Origin of the sequence: Sanguibacteroides justesenii (assembly GCF_003204205.1) — a bacterium.
GTDB lineage: Bacteria > Bacteroidota > Bacteroidia > Bacteroidales > Marinifilaceae > Gabonibacter > Gabonibacter massiliensis.
In genome coordinates, this window is sequence record NZ_QJPL01000004.1 from 260,629 (window position 1) to 281,406 (window position 20,778).

At 41.6% G+C, this 20,778-nt stretch carries 15 protein-coding genes; 6 read left to right on the forward strand and 9 right to left on the reverse strand.

Annotated features, from left to right (window positions below):
* Positions 1 to 2: 2 nt before the first annotated feature.
* The gene (ettA, locus tag DMB45_RS08215) at positions 3 to 1,679 is read right to left on the reverse strand and encodes an energy-dependent translational throttle protein EttA (RefSeq protein ID WP_041502142.1); all 1,677 of its coding nucleotides are present in this window, start codon (positions 1,677 to 1,679) and stop codon (positions 3 to 5) included.
* Between the two features lie 393 nt (positions 1,680 to 2,072).
* Between ettA and DMB45_RS08220 the strand changes: the two genes are divergently transcribed.
* The 5 genes from DMB45_RS08220 to DMB45_RS08240 all read left to right on the forward strand — a co-directional run bounded on the left by DMB45_RS08220 (position 2,073) and on the right by DMB45_RS08240 (position 8,956).
* Positions 2,073 to 3,941 carry a hypothetical protein gene (locus tag DMB45_RS08220; protein WP_041505391.1) on the forward strand — a complete coding sequence of 623 codons (1,869 nt, stop codon included), beginning with the start codon at positions 2,073 to 2,075 and terminating at the stop codon, positions 3,939 to 3,941.
* Positions 3,942 to 4,058: 117 nt separating this feature from the next.
* Positions 4,059 to 5,414: a tRNA lysidine(34) synthetase TilS gene (gene tilS / locus DMB45_RS08225; protein ID WP_052634357.1), complete on the forward strand. Its 1,356-nt coding sequence runs from the start codon at positions 4,059 to 4,061 to the stop codon at positions 5,412 to 5,414.
* 256 nt (positions 5,415 to 5,670) lie between these two features.
* The gene (gene gap, locus DMB45_RS08230) at positions 5,671 to 6,675 is read left to right on the forward strand and encodes a type I glyceraldehyde-3-phosphate dehydrogenase (RefSeq protein WP_041502144.1); all 1,005 of its coding nucleotides are present in this window, start codon (positions 5,671 to 5,673) and stop codon (positions 6,673 to 6,675) included.
* 88 nt (positions 6,676 to 6,763) lie between these two features.
* Positions 6,764 to 7,561, forward strand: a complete 798-nt coding sequence (locus tag DMB45_RS08235; protein WP_052634359.1) for a patatin-like phospholipase family protein — start codon at positions 6,764 to 6,766, stop codon at positions 7,559 to 7,561.
* A gap of 72 nt (positions 7,562 to 7,633) precedes the next feature.
* Complete coding sequence (locus DMB45_RS08240) at positions 7,634 to 8,956, forward strand: DEAD/DEAH box helicase (protein WP_110688647.1); 1,323 nt, start codon at positions 7,634 to 7,636, stop codon at positions 8,954 to 8,956.
* Positions 8,957 to 8,987: 31 nt separating this feature from the next.
* Here DMB45_RS08240 and DMB45_RS08245 read toward each other — a convergent pair whose 3' ends face one another.
* From DMB45_RS08245 to argS, 6 genes are read right to left on the reverse strand one after another with little or no spacing between them, the layout of a single operon-like run.
* A complete protein-coding gene (locus tag DMB45_RS08245; protein WP_041502146.1) occupies positions 8,988 to 9,761 on the reverse strand; it encodes an inositol monophosphatase family protein in 774 nt (257 codons plus the stop codon).
* A gap of 12 nt (positions 9,762 to 9,773) precedes the next feature.
* Positions 9,774 to 10,736, reverse strand: coding sequence for an FKBP-type peptidyl-prolyl cis-trans isomerase (locus tag DMB45_RS08250; protein WP_041502147.1), 963 nt, complete (start codon positions 10,734 to 10,736; stop codon positions 9,774 to 9,776).
* 35 nt (positions 10,737 to 10,771) lie between these two features.
* Positions 10,772 to 11,788: an FKBP-type peptidyl-prolyl cis-trans isomerase gene (locus DMB45_RS08255; RefSeq protein ID WP_041502148.1), complete on the reverse strand. Its 1,017-nt coding sequence runs from the start codon at positions 11,786 to 11,788 to the stop codon at positions 10,772 to 10,774.
* Between the two features lie 11 nt (positions 11,789 to 11,799).
* A complete protein-coding gene (locus tag DMB45_RS08260) occupies positions 11,800 to 12,642 on the reverse strand; it encodes a histidinol-phosphatase (protein WP_110688649.1) in 843 nt (280 codons plus the stop codon).
* A gap of 2 nt (positions 12,643 to 12,644) precedes the next feature.
* A complete protein-coding gene (locus DMB45_RS08265) occupies positions 12,645 to 13,157 on the reverse strand; it encodes a flavin reductase family protein (protein WP_041502150.1) in 513 nt (170 codons plus the stop codon).
* Positions 13,158 to 13,168: 11 nt separating this feature from the next.
* A complete protein-coding gene (gene argS / locus DMB45_RS08270; protein ID WP_041502231.1) occupies positions 13,169 to 14,956 on the reverse strand; it encodes an arginine--tRNA ligase in 1,788 nt (595 codons plus the stop codon).
* Between the two features lie 223 nt (positions 14,957 to 15,179).
* On the opposite strand from argS, the gene DMB45_RS08275 reads away from it, so the two are divergent.
* Positions 15,180 to 16,328, forward strand: a complete 1,149-nt coding sequence (locus tag DMB45_RS08275) for an alpha/beta hydrolase family protein (RefSeq protein WP_041502151.1) — start codon at positions 15,180 to 15,182, stop codon at positions 16,326 to 16,328.
* 69 nt (positions 16,329 to 16,397) lie between these two features.
* Here DMB45_RS08275 and DMB45_RS08280 read toward each other — a convergent pair whose 3' ends face one another.
* Both DMB45_RS08280 and DMB45_RS08285 read right to left on the reverse strand, forming a co-directional pair.
* Positions 16,398 to 17,669 carry a TolC family protein gene (locus DMB45_RS08280; RefSeq protein WP_110688650.1) on the reverse strand — a complete coding sequence of 424 codons (1,272 nt, stop codon included), beginning with the start codon at positions 17,667 to 17,669 and terminating at the stop codon, positions 16,398 to 16,400.
* 68 nt (positions 17,670 to 17,737) lie between these two features.
* Positions 17,738 to 20,773 carry an efflux RND transporter permease subunit gene (locus DMB45_RS08285; RefSeq protein WP_041502153.1) on the reverse strand — a complete coding sequence of 1,012 codons (3,036 nt, stop codon included), beginning with the start codon at positions 20,771 to 20,773 and terminating at the stop codon, positions 17,738 to 17,740.
* Positions 20,774 to 20,778: the final 5 nt, after the last annotated feature.

Genomic DNA, 20,778 nt, shown 5'->3' on the forward strand with positions numbered 1-20,778 from the left:
CCTTAGCCGATTAATTTTTTATAACGTATACGTTTAGGAGTAACATCCCCCAAACGTTTCTTTTTATTTTCCTCGTATTCGGAGTAACTCCCTTCAAAATACACCACCTTAGAATCACCCTCGAATGCCAGAATATGAGTCGCGATACGATCCAAAAACCAACGGTCATGGGAAACCACAACCGCACAACCGGCAAAATTTTCCAAACCTTCTTCCAATGCCCGCAACGTATTCACATCGATATCGTTTGTAGGCTCATCCAATAATAGAACGTTTGCTTCCTCCTTTAACGCCAAAGCCAAATGCAGGCGATTTCTCTCTCCCCCGGACAGGACTCCACACTTTTTTTCCTGGTCGGAACCTGAAAAATTAAATTTAGAAACATACGCCCGGGCGTTTATTTCACGCCCTCCCACGGTTATCAGGTCACTCCCTCCCGAAATAATTTGATACACGGTCTTTTCCGGATCAATGGAAGCATGTTGTTGATCGACATAACCAATCTTCACCGTTGGGCCGACTTCAAACGTCCCGGCATCAGCCTTTTCCAATCCCATTATCATCCTGAAAAGAGTCGTTTTTCCCGCTCCATTCGGTCCGATCACCCCGACAATTCCGGCCGGAGGCAACTGGAACTCCAAATCCTCGAAAAGCAATTTCTCGCCAAATCCTTTCGACACATGCTCCGCTTCAATAACCTTATTCCCGAGACGAGGACCATTCGGTATAAAAATCTCCAATTGTTCTTCTTTCTCCTTTACGTCTTCCTCCATCATTCGATCGTAAGCCTTTAAACGAGCCTTACTTTTTGCCTGACGGGCTTTCGGAGACATTCTCACCCATTCCAATTCTCTTTCCAGCGTCTTTCTTCGTTTACTTGCCTGTTTCTCTTCCTGCTCCATACGTCTCGCTTTTTGCTCCAACCAGGAGGAATAATTTCCCTCCCAAGGAATTCCTTCTCCCCGATCCAACTCTAAAATCCATCCTGCCACGTTATCCAGAAAATAACGGTCGTGAGTCACACATATTACCGTTCCGGGATATTGATGCAAATGTTGTTCCAGCCATTCGACCGATTCGGCATCCAAATGGTTCGTAGGCTCATCCAGTAATAAAATATCGGGTTCCTTTAACAGCAATCTGCATAGAGCAACCCGACGACGTTCTCCCCCGGACAAGTTCTTAACCAAAGCATCCGGTTCCGGACAACGAAGAGCATCCATAGCCCGCTCCAATTTCTGATCGATTTCCCATCCTCCGTTATGTTCTATCAATTCGGTCAATTCTCCCTGACGGACCATCAATTTATCCATCTCCTCATCACTCATCGGTTCACAGAACTTCAGGTTCACCTCCTCGTACTCTTTCAATAAATCCATCACTTCCTGAACTCCTTCCTCAACGACCTCTTTCACTGTTTTCGTATCATCCAACAAAGGCTCCTGGGGAAGATAACCTATCGAATGTTCTTTGGACCAGACAACTTTCCCCTCATAATTGGAATCCAAGCCGGCGATAATTTTTAATAAAGTGGATTTACCCGACCCATTCAATCCAATTACTCCAATCTTCGCACCATAAAAGAAAGAAAGGGATATATCTTTTATTATCTTTCGTTGCGGAGGGATAGTTTTACTTACCCTCATCATTGAAAAAATAATTTTTTTATCGTCTGCCATATGCTTTAACTTGTTCTATTATTATGTTTAAATTATATCTACGACTGATTTCCACTCAAAACGGATACAAAGATAAACCATATCCATCAATAAAAAAAATCGCAATACTTAATAACACTAAGTAAAAATCATTTTATCCCCCTCAAAGAGCTTCAAACAAAAAAACAATTTATCGGCCTATTAAAAATTTCATGACTATTTCTCTCATCCACCTTTTATCTTTTTTTATTTCAATAATACAAGAGACTCGTGCATATTTCACATATTTTATGAATTACAAAAGTCATAAAAGAAGAGATTTATCTATTATTGATCGATATCAAATGAAAAATAGAACACGTTACAACCGAGATAAATTTCATTACTTTTGCCAAAATAAAACGAATAGCTGCTATGATAAAAATAAAACAGTTTATCTATTTATCGTGGATCTTCTGCACCACGTTATGCTTTTCTTGTCGTACACATTCCGAAAAGTTAAACGATGCCTTAAAATTAAGCGGAAAAAATCGACAAGAATTAGAAAAAGTATTAAAGCATTATTCACAAGACCGGGCCGATAGCTTGAAACGGAAAGCGGCTATTTTCCTCATTGAAAATATGCCCGGTCATTTTTCCTACAACGGCCCCTACCTGAGAGAGTTTAAAAATATTGTCGATACGTTGCCGGATTCCTATTGGCTAAAAAAAATCATCTTAATGCAACCCTACCGTTATAAAGAGTACAGAGAACAACTACAAGAAGAGGAGGATATCAAACATATCAAAGCCGACTATTTGATCCATAACATAGACGCAGCTTTTAAGATGCTGGAAACCAAACCTTGGTTGGAATCTTTACCATTCGAGGATTTTTGTGAATATCTATTACCCTACCGTATCGATAACGAGTTACTCGACAATTGGAAGGATTCGATTATTCCCATTTACGAAAATAAAATTACAGAAAAGACGACTTATTGTGACGATCAAAGATATTCTGCGTTCCAATTGGCAAAAGAAACATCTATTGAGTTTTATAGCAGCGAACAAGCCTCTTCCGATATGATTGCCGGTATTCCTTACCAAAAATACGAGTGTATCAACGACAGTCGGTTACGCGTGATAGCAACGCGCAAGGTAGGCATTCCCTGTACTATCGATTTCGTCCCGGCTTGGGCAGACATGAACGGATATCATTATTGGATGGTCGTTGTCGATCCAAAATACAAAACCCTTTCCTCCTATCAGATCGAAGGGAAAACAGCCCCGAAGGTGTACCGGAGAACTTTTTCCATCAACGAAATCCCGCGTGATCCGAAAGGGGAAAATTTTATTCCAGAATTTTTCAAAGATCCTTTTAATAAAGATGTGACTGATATATACCTCAACACTTCCGATGTAAAGGTAAACCTTTTATTCCCTCCTTCCCGCGGTGTCAAATACGCCTATATAGCCATGTTTAACGATTTGACCCTAAAAATCGTGGGGTGGGGCAAAATAACACGCGATCAAGTAACATTCCCAAAATTAGGAAGAGGTATTGTTTATTTTCCGGTCTACTTCTCAGGCAATCAGCTGATGAACGGAAACTTCCCGTTTATTTTAAAAATGAATGGCGAAACCGAATTTTTGATTCCGGATACCACCCGACGTCAAACCATCAGGATTACCCGGAAATTTCCCGTTATCGGTTACAAAACCGTATACGGAGAACTATTAAAAGGGAACTGTTTCAGTGCCTCCAATACCCTTTCGTTTAAAGACTCGACAATCATCCACAAAATTACCGAAAACCCATACATGCATTACACGACATTCAAAGTGGATACGAATTTAAAATACCGGTATTGGAAAATAAGCAATACGCATTACTCTCATATAGCAGAACTTGTTTTCCGTGATGCAAAAGGGAATTATTTATCCTGGAAAACCATTCCTCAGGATAGAAACCGCCAGGAAGAATATTTAGGCGACAACGATCCGTTAACCTATACTTACATTTACAGGAATCTCCTTCTGGATTTCGGGGAACCGGTACAAATCTCTTCCGTAGGTTATCTTTCTCAAAACGACGGTAATGGTATATACCCCGGCAACGAGTACGAACTATTCTTTTACGACCGTAACGGTTGGCACTCTCTGGGACGGAAAACAGCGGACGATCATTATATCGAGTACGAATCCGTCCCGGCCGGAGCCTTATACTGGTTAAGAAATCATACGACGGGACGGGAAGAACGTCCTTTTACCTACAAGAACGGAGAAGTACATTTCTGGTAATCTCCTCTTTACGAGATAGCCGGAGGCCGATCATCTTTTTACAGAACTTTCGATATGCTAATTTTCATAATCTCGATAAAAATCGCTATTTTAGTCTATCATTAGAACGATAAAATCATGATAGAGACAATTAATCATTTTCTGGAAGAGCATTCCATCGACAAAAACGCCGGTTTTATCATTGCGGTAAGCGGAGGAGCTGATTCAATAGCCTTATTACATGCATTTAAATACTTAAATATCAAAATATTGGCACTACACTGCAACTTTAATTTGCGTGGAAGAGAATCCAATATGGACGAACAATTCGTCAAGCGATTTTGTGACACTTACGGAATCCCTCATAGCGTCAAAAAATTCGATACGCTCGCTTACGCCAAAAGCAAAGGAATAAGTATTGAAATGGCTGCCAGAGAATTGCGATACAATTGGTTTGAAGAAGTCCGTCAGAAAAAAAACATGGACTATATCGTGGTGGGACATCATGCCGATGACCTGGCTGAAACTATTTTTATCAATTTCTGCCGGGGAACCGGCATTAAAGGACTCACCGGAATCCGTCCGATAAACGGACGGATATTACGTCCTCTATTAAACCGCTCTAAAAATGAAATCATCGATTATATTACTCTCAATAAGTTAGGGTACCGTGTTGACTCAACGAACAACACGTTAGATTACGTACGAAACAAAATCCGCCACCTTATTATTCCAGTATGCAAAGACATCAATCCCTCCTTTTTAAAAACCGTACAGGAAAATTGTCAGGCGATGCGGGAAGTCGAACAAATCTATCTACACGGTATAAAACAGTTGAAACGACAAATCATGTCCGAAGAAAACGGAGAGATACTAATCCATATCCAACAGACGTTAGATTCACCTGCACCTTATACTTTATTATACGAGATATTAAAACCTTACGGATTTAATACCACTCAGGTAAAAGATATATTAGAAAGTAACGATTCCATCCCCGGGAAACAATTTCAAGCGGAAGAGTACTTATTGACCAAAGGACGCACGTACTGGAGATTATTTAATATCCTTGAAAAAGAAGACGAACATACTCTAATGGCCGACAACGGTACTTATTATTTAAATAACGTCACTTTTACGTTGGATGAAACGGAGATCACTCCCGAGTTTGAAATACCCAAAGAAAGCCATATCGCCTGTTTCGATTTAGATAAAATCAATTATCCTCTTATCGTACGTCATTGGGCTACAGGAGACTGGTTTTGTCCATTAGGAATGAAAAGAAGCAAAAAGAAATTGAGTGATTTATTTACCGATTTAAAGTTCAGCGCAAAACAAAAAAAAGAATGCCTTATCATCCAATCCGGAAAAGACATCGTTTGGGTCGTGGGACATCGTTTGGACGATCGTTATAAAATTACTCCCGGCACCAAAAAAGCTTTAATAATAAAAGTCTCAGCCAAACCTCAAGGAGAAAAACAGGCAAAAAATTAAAAAAGAGGCCTCAGCCTCTTTTTAACACACTAACAATAAATTTACTACACTTATAAAAGCAAAAAACATTTCTTAGATTGCGTGGGCAAAGATAGTAATTTAAAACGTTTGCGCAAATTTTTTTAAGAAAAAAAACGTTCGCGTATAACAATTCCAAAACTTCTTTGTTTTTCATTTTTTTATCCATACTTTTGTATGAAAATAAGAGAATGATAAGAATAATAACATCATTATTAACCGATTAATATAATTAGAAATGTCAAAGATTAAAGTTGGTATTAACGGATTCGGACGTATTGGTCGTTTGGTTTTCCGTGCAGCTATGGGTAGAAACGATATTGAAATCGTAGGGATTAATGACCTTATCGACGTGGAGTACATGGCGTATATGCTTAGATACGATACCATGCACGGACGTTTTAATGGAACGATCGAAGTGAAAGACGGCAAATTAGTTGTAAACGGGCAAGCTATTCGCGTTACGGCTGAAAAAGACCCAGCCAATTTAAAATGGAACGAGGTAGGAGCTGAATATGTTGTAGAATCTACCGGATTATTCTTGACAAAAGAAAAAGCCGAAGCTCATTTAAAGGCCGGAGCAAAACGTGTTGTAATGTCAGCACCTTCAAAAGACGATACTCCCATGTTCGTTATGGGTGTAAATCATAAATCTTACTCCGGGCAAACTATCGTATCCAACGCTTCTTGTACGACCAACTGTCTGGCTCCGTTAGCAAAAGTAATCCACGACAAATTCGGCATTGTTGAAGGTTTGATGACTACTGTACACGCCACTACCGCAACTCAAAAGACAGTTGACGGTCCCTCTGTCAAGGATTGGAGAGGCGGACGTGCTGCTGCCGGTAATATCATACCTTCCTCTACAGGAGCAGCTAAAGCCGTGGGCAAAGTAATTCCCGAATTAAACGGCAAGTTGACAGGTATGTCATTTCGGGTTCCGACGCTTGATGTTTCCGTGGTTGATTTAACTTGTCGTTTGGAGAAACCGGCAACTTACGATGAAATTAAGGCTGCCATGAAAGAAGCTTCTGAAAACGAATTAAAAGGAATCTTAGGATACACGGAAGAAGATGTTGTTTCATCCGATTTCTTAGGTGACGCCCGTACTTCCATATTCGACGCAAAAGCAGGTATCGCATTGAATCCCAACTTCGTAAAACTGGTCTCTTGGTATGACAACGAATGGGGGTATTCAAACAAAGTAATCGAATTAATCGCTCATATGGCGACCGTAAAATAAATACGAAAAGAGCCGGTTATAAACCGGCTCTTTTTTTCAACCATTCTCTTTCATTCCCGTATAGTAAATAAGCAACATTATATATTCTATGGATATAATCAAGGAAAAAAGACCCTATCATTTGGGGTTAGTCTTAAGTGGAGGAGGGGCAAGAGGTTTTGCACACTTGGGAGTATACAAGGCCATGCAAGAATTAGGGATCAAACCCGATATTATTTCCGGTACCAGTGCCGGAGCTATTGCCGGAGTCATGATCGCCTCCGGACATACGGCAGAAGAATCGCTTTCGTTCTTTATAGGAACCAAGATGTTAGACTTCGCTCGTCCTGTTGTCTCCAAAATGGGCGTTATGATGATGGGCGGCATGGAAAAACGATTGTCCGAATTCATTCAAGTAGAAACTTTCGACCAACTCCAAATTCCTTTAGTCGTCACGGCGACTAACATGAATTTAGGTGTTCCCGCTCACTTCAATAGCGGCAAGGTCATTCCATCGGTCGTGGCATCTTCATCCGTCCCTATCGTATTCGTACCTACGGTTATCGACAATCAACAATACGTGGACGGCGGTGTTTTTATGAATTTACCGGTACGTCCGATTCGCGATTTATGCGATATCATTATCGGAGTCCATATCGATCCGGTTGAACCCAGTGATCACATTAAAAATTTAGTACATCTCGCAGAGCGCTCCTTCCACATGGGAATCCTTTCCAACATGAATATCGATGCTAAAAGTTGCGATATTCTGATCATGCCCAAACATATCAGTCAATACAGTATGTTCGATCTGAACAATACGGAAAAAATTTTCGACGAAGGCTATAAGGAAGCCATGATTATGTTTAAACGCCCCAAAACAATGGCCACTTTAGGACTAAACTGACCGAATAATCAGTCGTATCTGTTTTAAACCGAAAAGTAAATATTACTTTTGTCGAAAATTCATATCATACTAATGCCACCTATCGACGACACTTTTCGGGATATATTGCAATCGCTCGGAATTGCAACCTTAAACGAGATGCAAATCCAAGCCATCGAAGCTCAACGAAATAACAGGGATATCCTTCTGTTATCCCCGACCGGCTCCGGAAAAACGTTAGCTTTTTTACTTCCTCTTTTAGAAAAATTATCAAGCGACAAAAAGGAGATACAAGCATTGATTCTCACCCCCTCCCGAGAGTTGGCACTCCAAATCGAATCCGTATTTCGCTCTCTAAGAAGTTCCTATCGGGTGGTATGTTGTTACGGCGGACACGATATTCAAGTTGAAGAGAGAAGTCTCGTTTACCCTCCGGCTTTACTCATAGGTACTCCCGGACGACTATTAGACCATATCGATCGGCAAACTATCGATTTAAAAGAGGTACACACGATTATCCTGGATGAATTCGATAAATCGCTTGAATTCGGATTTATTGAAGATATGAGAGAAATATTTGCCTGCTTACACGGAATTCGGCAGCGGATTCTCACTTCTGCTACTTCGGCCGTTGAGATCCCCGTATTTGTCGGGATAAAATCGCCTCACGCGATTAATTTTTTAGAAAAAACACCTTTGGGTAAATTAGAAATAAAAACCGTCTATTCAGGAGATCCGGACAAACTTACTACCCTATACCGATTGTTAGGCGAGTTAAACGGGTCCCCGACCCTTATTTTTTGTAATTACAGAGAACATGCCGAACGGATCAGCACCTATCTTCGGAAACAGGCGGTGGGAAACGAGTTTTTTCACGGCGGACTGGAACAAGCGGAAAGGGAAAGAGTTCTATGCAAGTTCCGGAACGGCAGCACGACCATCCTAATCTCTACCGATTTAGCTGCCAGAGGATTAGATATACCTGAAATAGAATACATCATCCATTATCATTTCCCGGATACGGAAGAGGCCTTTATCCACCGTAACGGACGTACAGCCAGGATGAAAGCTTCGGGAACTGCTTTTGTTCTCATAGGAGAATCGGAAATATTTCCTGCCTATCTCCCGGAAATTCCGGAGGTATATCGTTTATCCGGCAAAAATAAGATTCCCCCGAAACCGGAATGGGATACCTTATACATCGGAAAAGGAAAAAAAGATAAACTGAGCAAAATGGATATCGTCGGTTTCCTCTGTCAAAAAGGGAATTTACATAAAGAGGAGATCGGACGTATCGAAATAAAAGATTTTCATGCTTTTGCGGCCATTAAACGAAACAGGATACGAAAAACCCTCTCCCTTATTCGGAATGAAAAAATCAAAAACATGAAAACAAAATTCGCCATCTCCTTCTAAGAAAAACGAGGAGGCAGGCCTCCTCGTTTTTTCATTTTACATATTCTTGCATTTTTGTAATCAGATGAATGTTTCCGGCCATTATGGCAATTCCCCTGTTTTCCCGAAAAGAACGGATTTCTCCCCCGGCCTCCCGTACGATAAGCTCTCCGGCACACACGTCCCAAGGATGCAGTCCCAATTCCCAATAAGCATCCAAAAATCCGGCAGCCACACAACACAGGTCGTAAGCAGCCGATCCCAATCGCCGGATTCCACGGATACGCGGAAGAATACGAGCTAAATTAGCGGCATTATTATCCGGATTTACATCCTTATCGTATGGAAAACCTGTTCCCAATACACTATGGGCCAAATCCTTCTTGTCCGATACACGAATAGAGATTCCGTTCCTAAAAGCGCCTTTCCCCCGGATCGCCGTATACATTTCATCCAGATAGGGAGCGTATACCACACCTAAAAGGGATTCTCCCTTGTAGGTCAATCCGATAGACACGCAAAAAACAGGAAGCCCCTGACTGTAATTATTTGTTCCATCCAATGGATCCACAATCCACAAGTAATCACTATGAACATCATGCTCTCCGCTCTCCTCCCCCAACACGCCATGAGCCGGAAAAGAGGCATTTATTCGCTCCAACAAAAAGGTTTCACATAACTTATCCACCTTAGTCACCACATCGAAAACATTCGATTTGGTCTCAATTCCCAAATTATCACCTCTAAAATAGGAGCGTTGCGTACTTCCGACCTCTTTCGCCCAGCCAACTACAAGTTCCAGCGTACTTTTCAAATCCAGGTCCATCTCTTTACTTCTTTATTTTTTGGCAATTTTTTCTTTAATTTCCAACTGATAAATAATGGTTGAATAAGGAGGAATCCCTCTAAAAAGTTTATCTTCATAAGCCATACCGTAAGGCACGATAATATCGGCTTTATCACCGACTTTCAATAACGGAAAACTTAATCTCAAACCATCTATTAAATCGCTTACCAACCACTTCACCGACTTATTTCCCTCGAGCTTTATAATTTGTCTTAAGTTATCCCGATCTCTCACTTCATCCAAAAGATAAGCCGCACACACAACGCGCACACTGTCTTTCGCCCCAATGTTTTCTCCCTCCGAATCCAATGTCGTCCGCACAATATAGGTTGTCGTATCGCCACTTTTCACATCCAAAATGTTTTCCCGAGGAATATTCGAATAGACCTCATCCATATACCGTTTAATCATCTCTTTCTCATAGGAGAACAGGTCTTTTCCCACGACTTTCTCCACCTTCATATCATACAGATGGGTAATTCCGTTACTGTACATCACCGGAGAGGGTACAAGTAAATTTCCTTTTTTACCTTCACCGACATATCCGGCTAACAATCCCACGAAACTACCGTCTCCCACCCGGCAATATACCGGCCCCCCGTAAGGAAAAGTAGCGGTAAATCCGCTACCCGCGGCTTTAGCCGGATCCGTCGTATCGAATATATACCCGTTCAAGTTCGTCAGATCATAATTGACCAATACCCACTCTTTATCTTCCGCAACCGTTCCGGTCCGATCGTTATTGAACACATACATATCTGCGATATGCTGGCTTTGTTCCGATACAGGTATTTTTATTATCTCTGTTTTGGCGTTTTTATCAAGATAAGCTTCGATATTCTTTTGTTCTTGAGCAAGAACCTTTTTAATATCGATCGTATCTACACCATCCGAACAACCTGCGAATATACCCATCAGCAAGCCTAAACCCCAAATTAAATTGTTTTTTTTCATTTCCGTTTTTTTAGTTGTTATTAAAATACCATCTGTCATGGTTCATTACCTCTCCCTGTCTCCGGATCTTCCGGAGGAGTAAATATACCTACCCTCTTTACCTTCAACGTGTATACCAAAGTTGAAAAAGAAGGTATTAAAATTTGTCCGCTCGCACTCTTCACCCCTGCACGCCCGTACCCCAGCACATGAGGTACGATTATCGTAGCTTCATCGCCTTCGTGCAAATAAGTCAAAGCCTTCGCATAAACCTCCAATATCGTCCCGTTTCTCGGGGCCAAAGGATGAATCATCGTCACGCTGTCCCAGACTTCATACTGCTTTAATAATCCCTCGGTCAAAACGTATGCCTCATGCGAAATCGAAACCGTATCTCCCTCCTTGATCACAGAGACGCCACTTCCCTGGTGTGTCATCACCAAATAGGCAATCGAATCGTTTCGCCTTATCTCGACAGGCTCGCCGATCTTGTCTTGGATGTGATTGTCTATATAAGATTGAATTAAAGCATCTTCATACCCTTTGAAATCCGGAATAACCCGTTTTATCTGAAGCTTATACAGTAGCGACTTTCCGTTCTGACTACCTAATTTAGAGGGAACGATCATCTCTCCCGTTTTACCCTCTCCGATGTACTTCAACGCCTCCCCGATATAATTGAACTTATTCGCCGTATCGAGCACATTATATACCGGTCCCCCCATCGCATAGGTCCTGACATAAGTTGAATCCAGTTTTTGTTGCGGATCGGTAGAGTCCATGTATTTCCCGTTCAAGTCCAATACGTCATAATCGATCAGGGCGTATTCATCCTCTTTTACCAAAGTCCCCGTCTTATCATTATTAAAAATATAGATAGAATCTATAGGCAAACCTTTTACGGAATAAAAACACACCGTAGTAACGGGAGTCGTAACATTTTCCCTCAAATACTCCCGAATATCAACGGATTCTTTCTCCAGAACATCAATCAGGTCATCCTCTTTTTCTTCGGAACAACTCCAAAAGCTCAGCATCAGCACGCATACCGATAAAATACAATACTTTCCCATACTTGTTTTTATTAAACCGTTATCTCTGTTTCTTCCCAAAATCCTTTTCGTAAATGTACCGTACTCCGAATCCCGGCCTCCCGCAACAACCCAAATACTTCCGCCCTGCCCTGATTGATTTTTTCAGGCTCATGAGCATCGGAATTAACCATCAAGGGTATCTTCAACTCCCTCAATTCTTTAAAATAACGCACGTCCGGGAATAACATTCCTCTCCGCCCATAGGCTTTCGTATTGATCTCCATCATCACTCCCTTCTCTGCAATCACCCTCAAATAATCCATCATCATGTTTCGAAACCAGTTGCTGTCCACTATTTCCGGATCGCAAAGCGAACCGTTCATCGCCACCTTATCCGCATGGGCAACGAAATCGAAGCCGCCCAACTCAACCATCCGCATCGAGGCCTGAAAATAATTCTTTATCAACAGCTTCAAATCTCCGGCGAACACCTTATCCAAATTCCTCCGGAAATCCTCGACTCTTCCATCCATGTCCATCATTTCTCCTCTTTCCGGATTTACCACATAATGAACGGAACCGATACGATAATCCAACGGCAATTGTTGAAAATAAAGGGAAGAAGGTCCGTATTCATCATTCAAATAATCAATTTCCAACCCTACATATACCTCAAGCATTGAGGCATATATTCGTTTAAGCCTTTGCATTTCCCGTAAATAATTCCCCACCTCACTCCGTTTCAAAGACCAGTCGGTCTCAAACGGCAACGGGGAATGGGAAGAGATTCCGTAACTATGAAATCCTGCTTCTATCGCCGCATTTACAAAATCTTCCGCAGATGCTCTTCCGTCACAAAAAGTACAATGACTATGATAATTACATAAATCCATTCTTACTTTTTCATCCAGGCGTTAACAATTTCACCCACGTATATTTTATGAAAATCTTTTTCAGGATAGCTTTCCGTTATCGGCGTTTTCTCCCAAAAAGCATCTTCCTTTAACCAATCCGCGTATATTTTTTTACATTCCAAAACCAATCGGGCCTCTTCAAAAAAAGGATTCCCCAATAGCGTAAATCCGGGAGTCAACCCACTCTTCTCTATCTTATTCGCACACCTACCCGAAATCGAACCGCATACATTCAATGCTTTCCGATTCTCTTTTCCCAAAAAGTCAAGCGTAAAATAGGCATTATTTTCCATAAATTCAAACGTGTAGCGCTGCGGACGTACGAAAACGGTCACGACGGGCTTGTTCCACAAAAAACCCATCATACCCCAACTTGCCGTCATCATATTAAAACGATCGGCATTACCGGCAGCAATCAGCATCCACTCCTCACCGATTAATTTTATGGCATTCTCCTGAATGACCTTAGGATCTATTTTTTGAAGCATACTCATTTCCCTTCCGTTTACATTCTTTCCGGCATTTCGATACCCAACATACCCATAGCGCTTTTTATAGCCTCACTGCATTGCCGGGCCAACAACAATCGGATATTCCGAACAGCCACGTTATCCTCCTTCAAAATAGAGTAATCGTGATAAAACTGATTAAACTCCTTGGCCAGCTCGTACGCGTAATTTCCCAATACGGCAGGACTATAATTGTCTCCGGCCTCTTTTACAACCGAAGGCAATTTAGCTATTAACTTAATCAGATTCTGTTCCTTTTCCGTCAACGGAGTATGGATATCTCCCGGTTCAACCGTAATTCCTGCTTCCGCCGCTTTACGCAATACCGACTTAATCCTCGTATAGGTATATTGAATAAAAGGTCCCGTATTCCCGTTAAAATCAATCGATTCTTTCGGATTGAACATCATCGTCTTCTTGGGATCCACCTTTAAAATAAAATATTTTAAAGCACCTAAAGCAACTTTACGATACACCTCTTCTGCCTCCTCTCTGGAATAACCTTCCAACTTCCCCAACTCCTCCGAGGTTACCCGTGCGGTATGAATCATCTCCGCAATAAGATCATCGGCATCGACCACGGTACCTTCCCTTGATTTCATTTTTCCCTCGGGCAATTCCACCATTCCATAAGAGAGGTGTTTGATTTTATCCGCCCACTCGAAACCTAATTTTTTACAAATCAGTGATAATACTTGGAAATGGTAGTTCTGCTCATTACCCACGACATAGATCTCCTGATCGATATTAAATTCATTAAAACGATCGTAAGCCGTTCCAATATCTTGGGTCATGTAAACGGACGTGCCGTCATCCCGCAACAACAATTTGTGATCCAACCCGTCTCCTGTCAAATCCGCCCAAATGCTTCCCGTCTCTTTCTGATACAAAACTCCGTCAGCCAACCCTTTCAACACAAGATCACGCCCCTTTTTATAAGTTTCCGATTCGAAATAGATCTTATCGAAAGAGATCCCCATCAATTGATAAGTTTCATCAAATCCCTTCAATACCCAATCATTCATCATCCGCCACAAAGCCACAGTCTCATCGTCTCCAGCCTCCCATCTTCGCAACATCTCCTGAGCTTCCAACAAAATCGGAGCATTTTTCTTTGCCTCCTCTTCCGACATTCCTTTTCCCACCAGTTCTTTTATTTGAGCTTTATACTCTTTATCGAAACGTACATAATAATCACCCACGAAATGATCTCCTTTGGTTCCGGTGGATTCCGGTGTTGCTCCATTCGCGAATTTCTTCCAGGCTATCATACTTTTACAAATATGTATTCCCCTATCGTTTACCAAATTAGCCATAATCACCTCATGGCCGTTCGCTTTTTGGATTTCAGACACAGACCACCCCAACAAATTATTTCGTATATGACCCAAATGCAACGGTTTATTCGTATTAGGAGAAGAATACTCTATCATAATCGTCTTCCCGCTCTTCTCTTTTAAGTAGCCGAACCTCTTCTCTTCTGCGACTTCATTCAGCACCTCGAGCCAATAAGCAGAAGAGATCGTAACATTAAGGAAACCTTTAATAACATTGTATTCCTTGACCTCTTCTATATTCTGTTTCAAATACTCTCCCAATTCTTTCGCCGTCTCTTCAGGAGATTTTCGAGAATATCGGGTAAACGGAAAAACCACTACCGTCAAATCTCCGGCAAACTCTTTTCTCGTTTCCTGCAACTGAATATCCTTAGCTGTCAATTCAACCCCGTAACACGCCTTTACGGCCTCCAATACTTGCCGAGTAAGCATTTTTTCTATCGTCATATCGTTCAAACTTTTAAACCATTCACTAACATCCGCAAAAATACAATTTATCAAGATAATATCCGCAATTAATCGGAAAAAACACTTTTTCCCGCGATTATTTCCATTTTTGAACGAATGATCCGAACGAAAAATAAAAATCTTACTTTTCACCCGGTAATTTATCCGATGCTGAATTTATATAATTTATTATATTTGAGCATCCATATGAAAAATATACATTATGAAAGAATTCTTCCTCTTTTCGGTTATCGGACTCATATTACTCTATTCCTGCTCCAAAGATGAAGAATCTGTCTCTCCCCACTACTTTGTATCGGTCATCCAGGAAAAAGAATTTTCCGTTGACGAGATAAAAAACAGGTATCCTGAAATTTTCATTCGTTATTCGTCCTTATCCGTTCTTTTACAAAATATTCATGTCACGGCCATACGTTACCGGACAAAGGACTCCAAGAATCAGGACATTATTGCGTCCGGTGTTATCGCTTATCCTTCCAACAAAAAAATAACGGGAGTTACCAGCGTACAACACTCTTCTCTGTTTTTAAAATCCCAAGCTCCTTCCCGCCAACTTCTCCATTTCGAGCTTGCTCCCGTTCTCTTTAAGCAAGTCGTTTTTATGTCGGACTACATCGGATTCGGAGAAACGGAACATCTATTTCATCCCTTCTTTCACAGCAACAGTACGGCCCAGTCCTGCATTGATATGATCAGGGCCGGCAAAGAGTACCTGCAATCCATTTGTTTTCCCGTCCCTGAAGAGATCTCCCTGATGGGATATTCACAAGGAGGAAACGCCACTCTCGCTTTATTGAAGAAAATCGAAGAAATACCCGATACCGACCTAAAAGTCAAACAAACTTTTGCAGGAGGAGGTGCTTATGATTTGGAAGCTACCTACAACTGTTTTTTGAACCAAAATTATATCTCCCAACCCGCTTTTATACCCTATCTCCTCCTCGGTTTAAACACGGGTAACCATTTGCAGTTAGCTTGGAACGAGATTTTCATCTCTCCCGATCAGGTCATTTCCCTCTTTGACGGAAAACAAGATTTATCGGAAATAAACTCCCGATTAGGTCATCGGTTGGAAAACATTTTATCGCCTGCTTTCTTTTTGCCGGAGAAAAACAACTCCATAAAGAAACTGGAAAGAGCTTTAAAACAAAATTCTCTTGTTGAGTGGACTCCGAACTCTTCCATCACGCTGATGCACTCTCCCGATGATACGTACGTACCCTACCTAAATGCCGAACAGGCCTTTCAATCGTTTCGACGACACGGATGTAAGGTTAATTTTGTCTCCCTTCAAGGAGATCACGGCGATGCCGGAATTCAATTCTATTTACAGGTAGTACTCAAACTATAAAAAACCTTATCCCTATCTTTCTAAGCGTAATACCCTCAAATCCGAAACCGTGAATCTCCGATCCCTAAGTCACTCGTAACCTCCCAATATTTTAACATATTCCGCTAAGGCCACCTTGTACTGATAATTCGCGGAAACCACACTCGTATATGCTTGCAACCAGGTCGCCTGGGATGAAAGCACATCCAATATCGGTAACTTTCCTTCGTTGTAACTAAATGTATTTAACATTAAGTTTTCCCGGGAAATATCCAAGGTGGACTGTGCTATCTCCACTCGTTTGGCCGATTCATTCAACTTCACCCAGGCATTAGCTAACTCCTCTTTAATCTGATCTTCCACTTTACTGATTTCCAATTCCTTATAAACCTCCATGGCTCGATTCTGCTGTACATAGTGACGTTTCTCCCCCCAATTGAATACAGGCATACTCAATTTAGCAAAAGCTACCGTGGTAAAACGCTCTTTGCCGTCTACATTAATCATCGGTGTTCCCCATGCCTCTTTTAAGCCGATACTGAACTGAGGAAGATATTTTGCCCGCACTATTTTTGTTTGTTGTTTCGCCAGATTCAGGTTTTCCATGGCGATCAGAAAATCAGGGCGACGTTTCAAGGCCGTCTCAACAGGCTGTAACGCGGGAACAACCATCGGTTTCTGAATAGAATCAATGACAACAACAGTCTCCTCCAAAGTAACTCCCATCATAATCTTTAGCGATTGCATGGCTGTTTTAAAGTTCATGCCAGCCGTGGACAACTGTAATTCGGCCTCCTTTAACCGTGTCTTTACCATTAATACATCTGTTTTACTTATCGCACCCTCATCGAAACGTTTATTCACGATATCGTATAACTCACGTACAATCAATACAAACTCTTCCGATATCAGATAAAGGGTTTCGTTAGCAGCAACCGACCAATAGCTCAAATCTGCGGCATAAACAATATTATCCCTTGTCAAATCCTCACTCAACCGCGCAATAGCTTCCTGCAATTTCGCTGCATCCCGTTGCTTTTTCACTCCGCTTCCGGAATATATATTCTGGGAAGCCGTTGCGGTGGCGGAATAATTATTATGCTTCATATCAATCCCCTGCATAAACTCCACATCCTCGAATTGATAAGAATAATCTCCTCCTATCTGGACCTTGGGAAAAAAACCTGTCTTGATCGCTTTCAAAGCGGAAACGGCAGTTTTTACAGCTTCTCTCGACTGCTTTACATCTTGATTATACTCCAATACCTTTTGGCGATATTGTTCCAAGGTTAGCGTCAACGCTTGTCCGTTCACCGTAATAGCAGTCAACAGGATCGATATACTCAAAATAAATTGTTTCATATTTTTTTGTTTATGAATTTAGACGGTGGCTCCCGACCCTGAAACCTCAAAAATCGGGATACCACGCCCTATCTTACTTTTATTCTAAAAATCAAACAATAAGTCACCGGCAATACGACTATGGTCAATAAACTGGCTATCAATAATCCGCCCATGATACAAGCGGCCATTCCCCCGAACATGGCATCGAACAACAAGGGCAGCATTCCCAAGATAGTCGTTCCTGAAGCCATCGTCACCGGTACGATCCTGGATTTCGTAGCCTGCAAAACAGCATCCAAAGGAGCCAAACCGTTTTCCTGTTCTATTCCTATCTGATCCACCAGCACAATAGCATTTTTTATATTCATTCCAACCAATCCCAACACGCCTAACAGGGCAAAAAAGTCAAACATTTTTCCCATCACTAACAATCCAAAAACGACACCTATAAAGATTAGCGGAACCATCAGTAAAATGACCGTCGGTTTTCGATAAGTACGGAACAGCAACAAAAGCACGATAAACATCAGTATCAAGGTCAGTGGCATGTTAGCAGCCAAAGCCTGATTTGATTCTTCTTGCGTCTCCTCCTCTCCAAAAACCTTCATCGCATAGCCTTCCGGCAGATCCATCTGCTTCACCTTGCTTAAGACCTTGGCAAAAGCAGCTTTCGTATTTACTCCTCTTTTCGCATCGCATTGGGCCATCATTACCCTATCCCGATTATAACGCTTGATAACATTAAAATTATAATCATAAGCAAAACTATCCACAACCTGAGCCAACGGGACGGTCAAACCTTTCGAAGTAAATACCGGTAAGGTTTTCATATTATCGAGATTCTTGGTATCCAATCCATCCTCTTTCAATAAAATCGGCATAAACAGGTCTTTTTCCCGATAATCCCCAAGCGCTAACCCATTGGTTGCAATCTTCAACGCGTAAGCAACGGATTGTCGAGTAATTCCCACCCGTTGTCCCCTCTCCTGAGAGTAAGCAGGCTCCCAAACCGGCACCTTATTTCCCCAACTGTTCCGCACATCAGTGACCATTCCGGTTTCCCGCATGATTTTCATGGTGCGATTGGTCAAAGCGACCAAGGTATCTATATTGTCCCCGATAAAACCGATTTCAATAGAGGCTTCTACGGCCGGAGAAAGTTTAAACAGAGAAGAACGGATCAATACATCCGGATAATTTTCCCGGACATAAGCATTCAATCTCTCCTCTAAAATAGGAGAATCAGACTTATCGTCCACTTCTATTAACAAATTACCGAAATTCGATTTCGGACCGAAAGAGGTACTGGCCAAATAATAACGTAACGGAGAACTACCCACTGTTAAGGAGACATTTTTCACCTCCTTCTGTTTCATCAAATATCCCTCTATCTCCATCAATATTTTTTCCGATTCCCGAATACTATACCCTTCCGGCAAGAAACAATCTGCACGGAAATAGGGTTTATCCATATTCGGAAAAAAGTTTTGAGGCATGGCCCCCATAATATAAAGCGAAACGAAAAACAATATGATCACGGTAACAAGCGTTAATACCTTATGATGTATCAATTCTCGCAATACAGAGGTGAATTTATTATAAAATTTCGTATCATAAGGATCCTTCACCGCCTCACCGCTTCCTTCTTTCAAGATAAAATTACCGAATACAGTCGTCTGCGTCAATGCCAATATCCAACTCAATGCCAAAGAAACAGCCAACACGATAAACAAAGGCTTTACCATCTCCGCAACTGCCGAAGGAGCGAGATAGAGGGGTAAAAAGGAGAAGATTGCTATCAAGGTCGCCCCCAACAATCCCCACTGAGGAGAGGTCGCTCCTTTTATCAGAGCATCTCGCCGTCTCATTCCCTTTTTTATCAATATCTGGGCATTATCGGTGACGACAATGGCATTATCGACCAACATACCCATGGCAATAATAAAAGCCGCCAAAGAGGTCCTGTTTAATCCTACACCCATGAATTGCATGATTAACATGGTTCCGCCGATGGAAAATAGCAAGGAAGAACCGATCAACACCCCTGCTCGAGTTCCCATAACGAGCAGGATAATCAGAATAACGATCACGACGGACTCTATCAGATTTAAAATAAATCCGTTGTTTGCTTCTCTTGCAATTTCATTCTCCGGATAAAGAGTTACCAATTCGATACCTACCGGCATCATCTCCACCAACTGGCTCAATTTAGCCTTCACCTTCTCTCCGGCCTTTACCACATCCATATCGGGTACCGTAGAGATACCGATTCCTATAGCCCGTTTACCATTCACCCGAATCAAACTGGAGGGCGGATCCAGATACCCCTTTTCCACGATCGTGATATCCCCCAAGCGAACTTGCTGTCCGGTTTCTGTCACAATTAATTGATTCCGGATATCGTCCAAAGTCTTATAAGTTCCATCGGCAAGGATTTTCAATTCAATATTCCCAGCCCTCTTTACCCCCGTGTTGATAAGTGAATTCTGGGATTTTATAGTATTGATCAACGTGTTTAGATTTAACCCGGAATTAGCTAATTTAGACATCGTTATAAAAACGTTTACAACTTCCGTTTGTTCCCCGAACAGCGCCACTTTTTGCACACCATCTATCGTCACCAATTGAGTTTTCAATTTTTGTCCCCACTCTCTCAAATCGTGATAGCTAAATCCCTCGTCAGCCGTCAAACCGTAATATATGCCGAATACATCTCCAAAATCATCCGATACGCTAATTTGAGAAGCTCCCTGAGGCAGACTCGGTTGGATGTTCAATACTTTACGCCTTAATTCATCCCACATCTGAGGCATTTCATCCGGAGGGGTCGCAGGACTCAACTCAATTTTAATTTTAGACATTCCATAAAAAGACTCCGAATTTATTTTATGCACACGCCGCATAGACTGAATTTCCCGTTCTATAGGTTCCGTGATCAGTTGTTCCACTTCAGCGGGTGTCGCTCCCGGATACTGCGTAATAATCACTGCCGTTTTAATTACAAAAGGAGAATCCTCTTTTTTCCCTAATAAATCAAACGACAAAACGCCTCCGATCATCAATATGGCCAGGAAAAAATAGATTACCTTCGTGTTATCCAGCGAATATTTTGCTATATTCATAATTT

Coding starts and splice junctions, on each gene's coding strand:
- DMB45_RS08235 (WP_052634359.1), top strand. CDS start 6,764: ATGGATATAATCAAGGAAAAAAGACCCTATCATTTGGGGTTAGTCTTA.
- DMB45_RS08285 (WP_041502153.1), bottom strand. CDS start 20,773: ATGAATATAGCAAAATATTCGCTGGATAACACGAAGGTAATCTATTTT.
- tilS (WP_052634357.1), top strand. CDS start 4,059: ATGATAGAGACAATTAATCATTTTCTGGAAGAGCATTCCATCGACAAA.
- DMB45_RS08260 (WP_110688649.1), bottom strand. CDS start 12,642: ATGGATTTATGTAATTATCATAGTCATTGTACTTTTTGTGACGGAAGA.
- DMB45_RS08220 (WP_041505391.1), top strand. CDS start 2,073: ATGATAAAAATAAAACAGTTTATCTATTTATCGTGGATCTTCTGCACC.
- DMB45_RS08240 (WP_110688647.1), top strand. CDS start 7,634: ATGCCACCTATCGACGACACTTTTCGGGATATATTGCAATCGCTCGGA.
- DMB45_RS08255 (WP_041502148.1), bottom strand. CDS start 11,788: ATGGGAAAGTATTGTATTTTATCGGTATGCGTGCTGATGCTGAGCTTT.
- ettA (WP_041502142.1), bottom strand. CDS start 1,679: ATGGCAGACGATAAAAAAATTATTTTTTCAATGATGAGGGTAAGTAAA.
- argS (WP_041502231.1), bottom strand. CDS start 14,956: ATGACGATAGAAAAAATGCTTACTCGGCAAGTATTGGAGGCCGTAAAG.
- DMB45_RS08245 (WP_041502146.1), bottom strand. CDS start 9,761: ATGGACCTGGATTTGAAAAGTACGCTGGAACTTGTAGTTGGCTGGGCG.
- gap (WP_041502144.1), top strand. CDS start 5,671: ATGTCAAAGATTAAAGTTGGTATTAACGGATTCGGACGTATTGGTCGT.
- DMB45_RS08250 (WP_041502147.1), bottom strand. CDS start 10,736: ATGAAAAAAAACAATTTAATTTGGGGTTTAGGCTTGCTGATGGGTATA.
- DMB45_RS08275 (WP_041502151.1), top strand. CDS start 15,180: ATGAAAGAATTCTTCCTCTTTTCGGTTATCGGACTCATATTACTCTAT.
- DMB45_RS08280 (WP_110688650.1), bottom strand. CDS start 17,669: ATGAAACAATTTATTTTGAGTATATCGATCCTGTTGACTGCTATTACG.
- DMB45_RS08265 (WP_041502150.1), bottom strand. CDS start 13,157: ATGAGTATGCTTCAAAAAATAGATCCTAAGGTCATTCAGGAGAATGCC.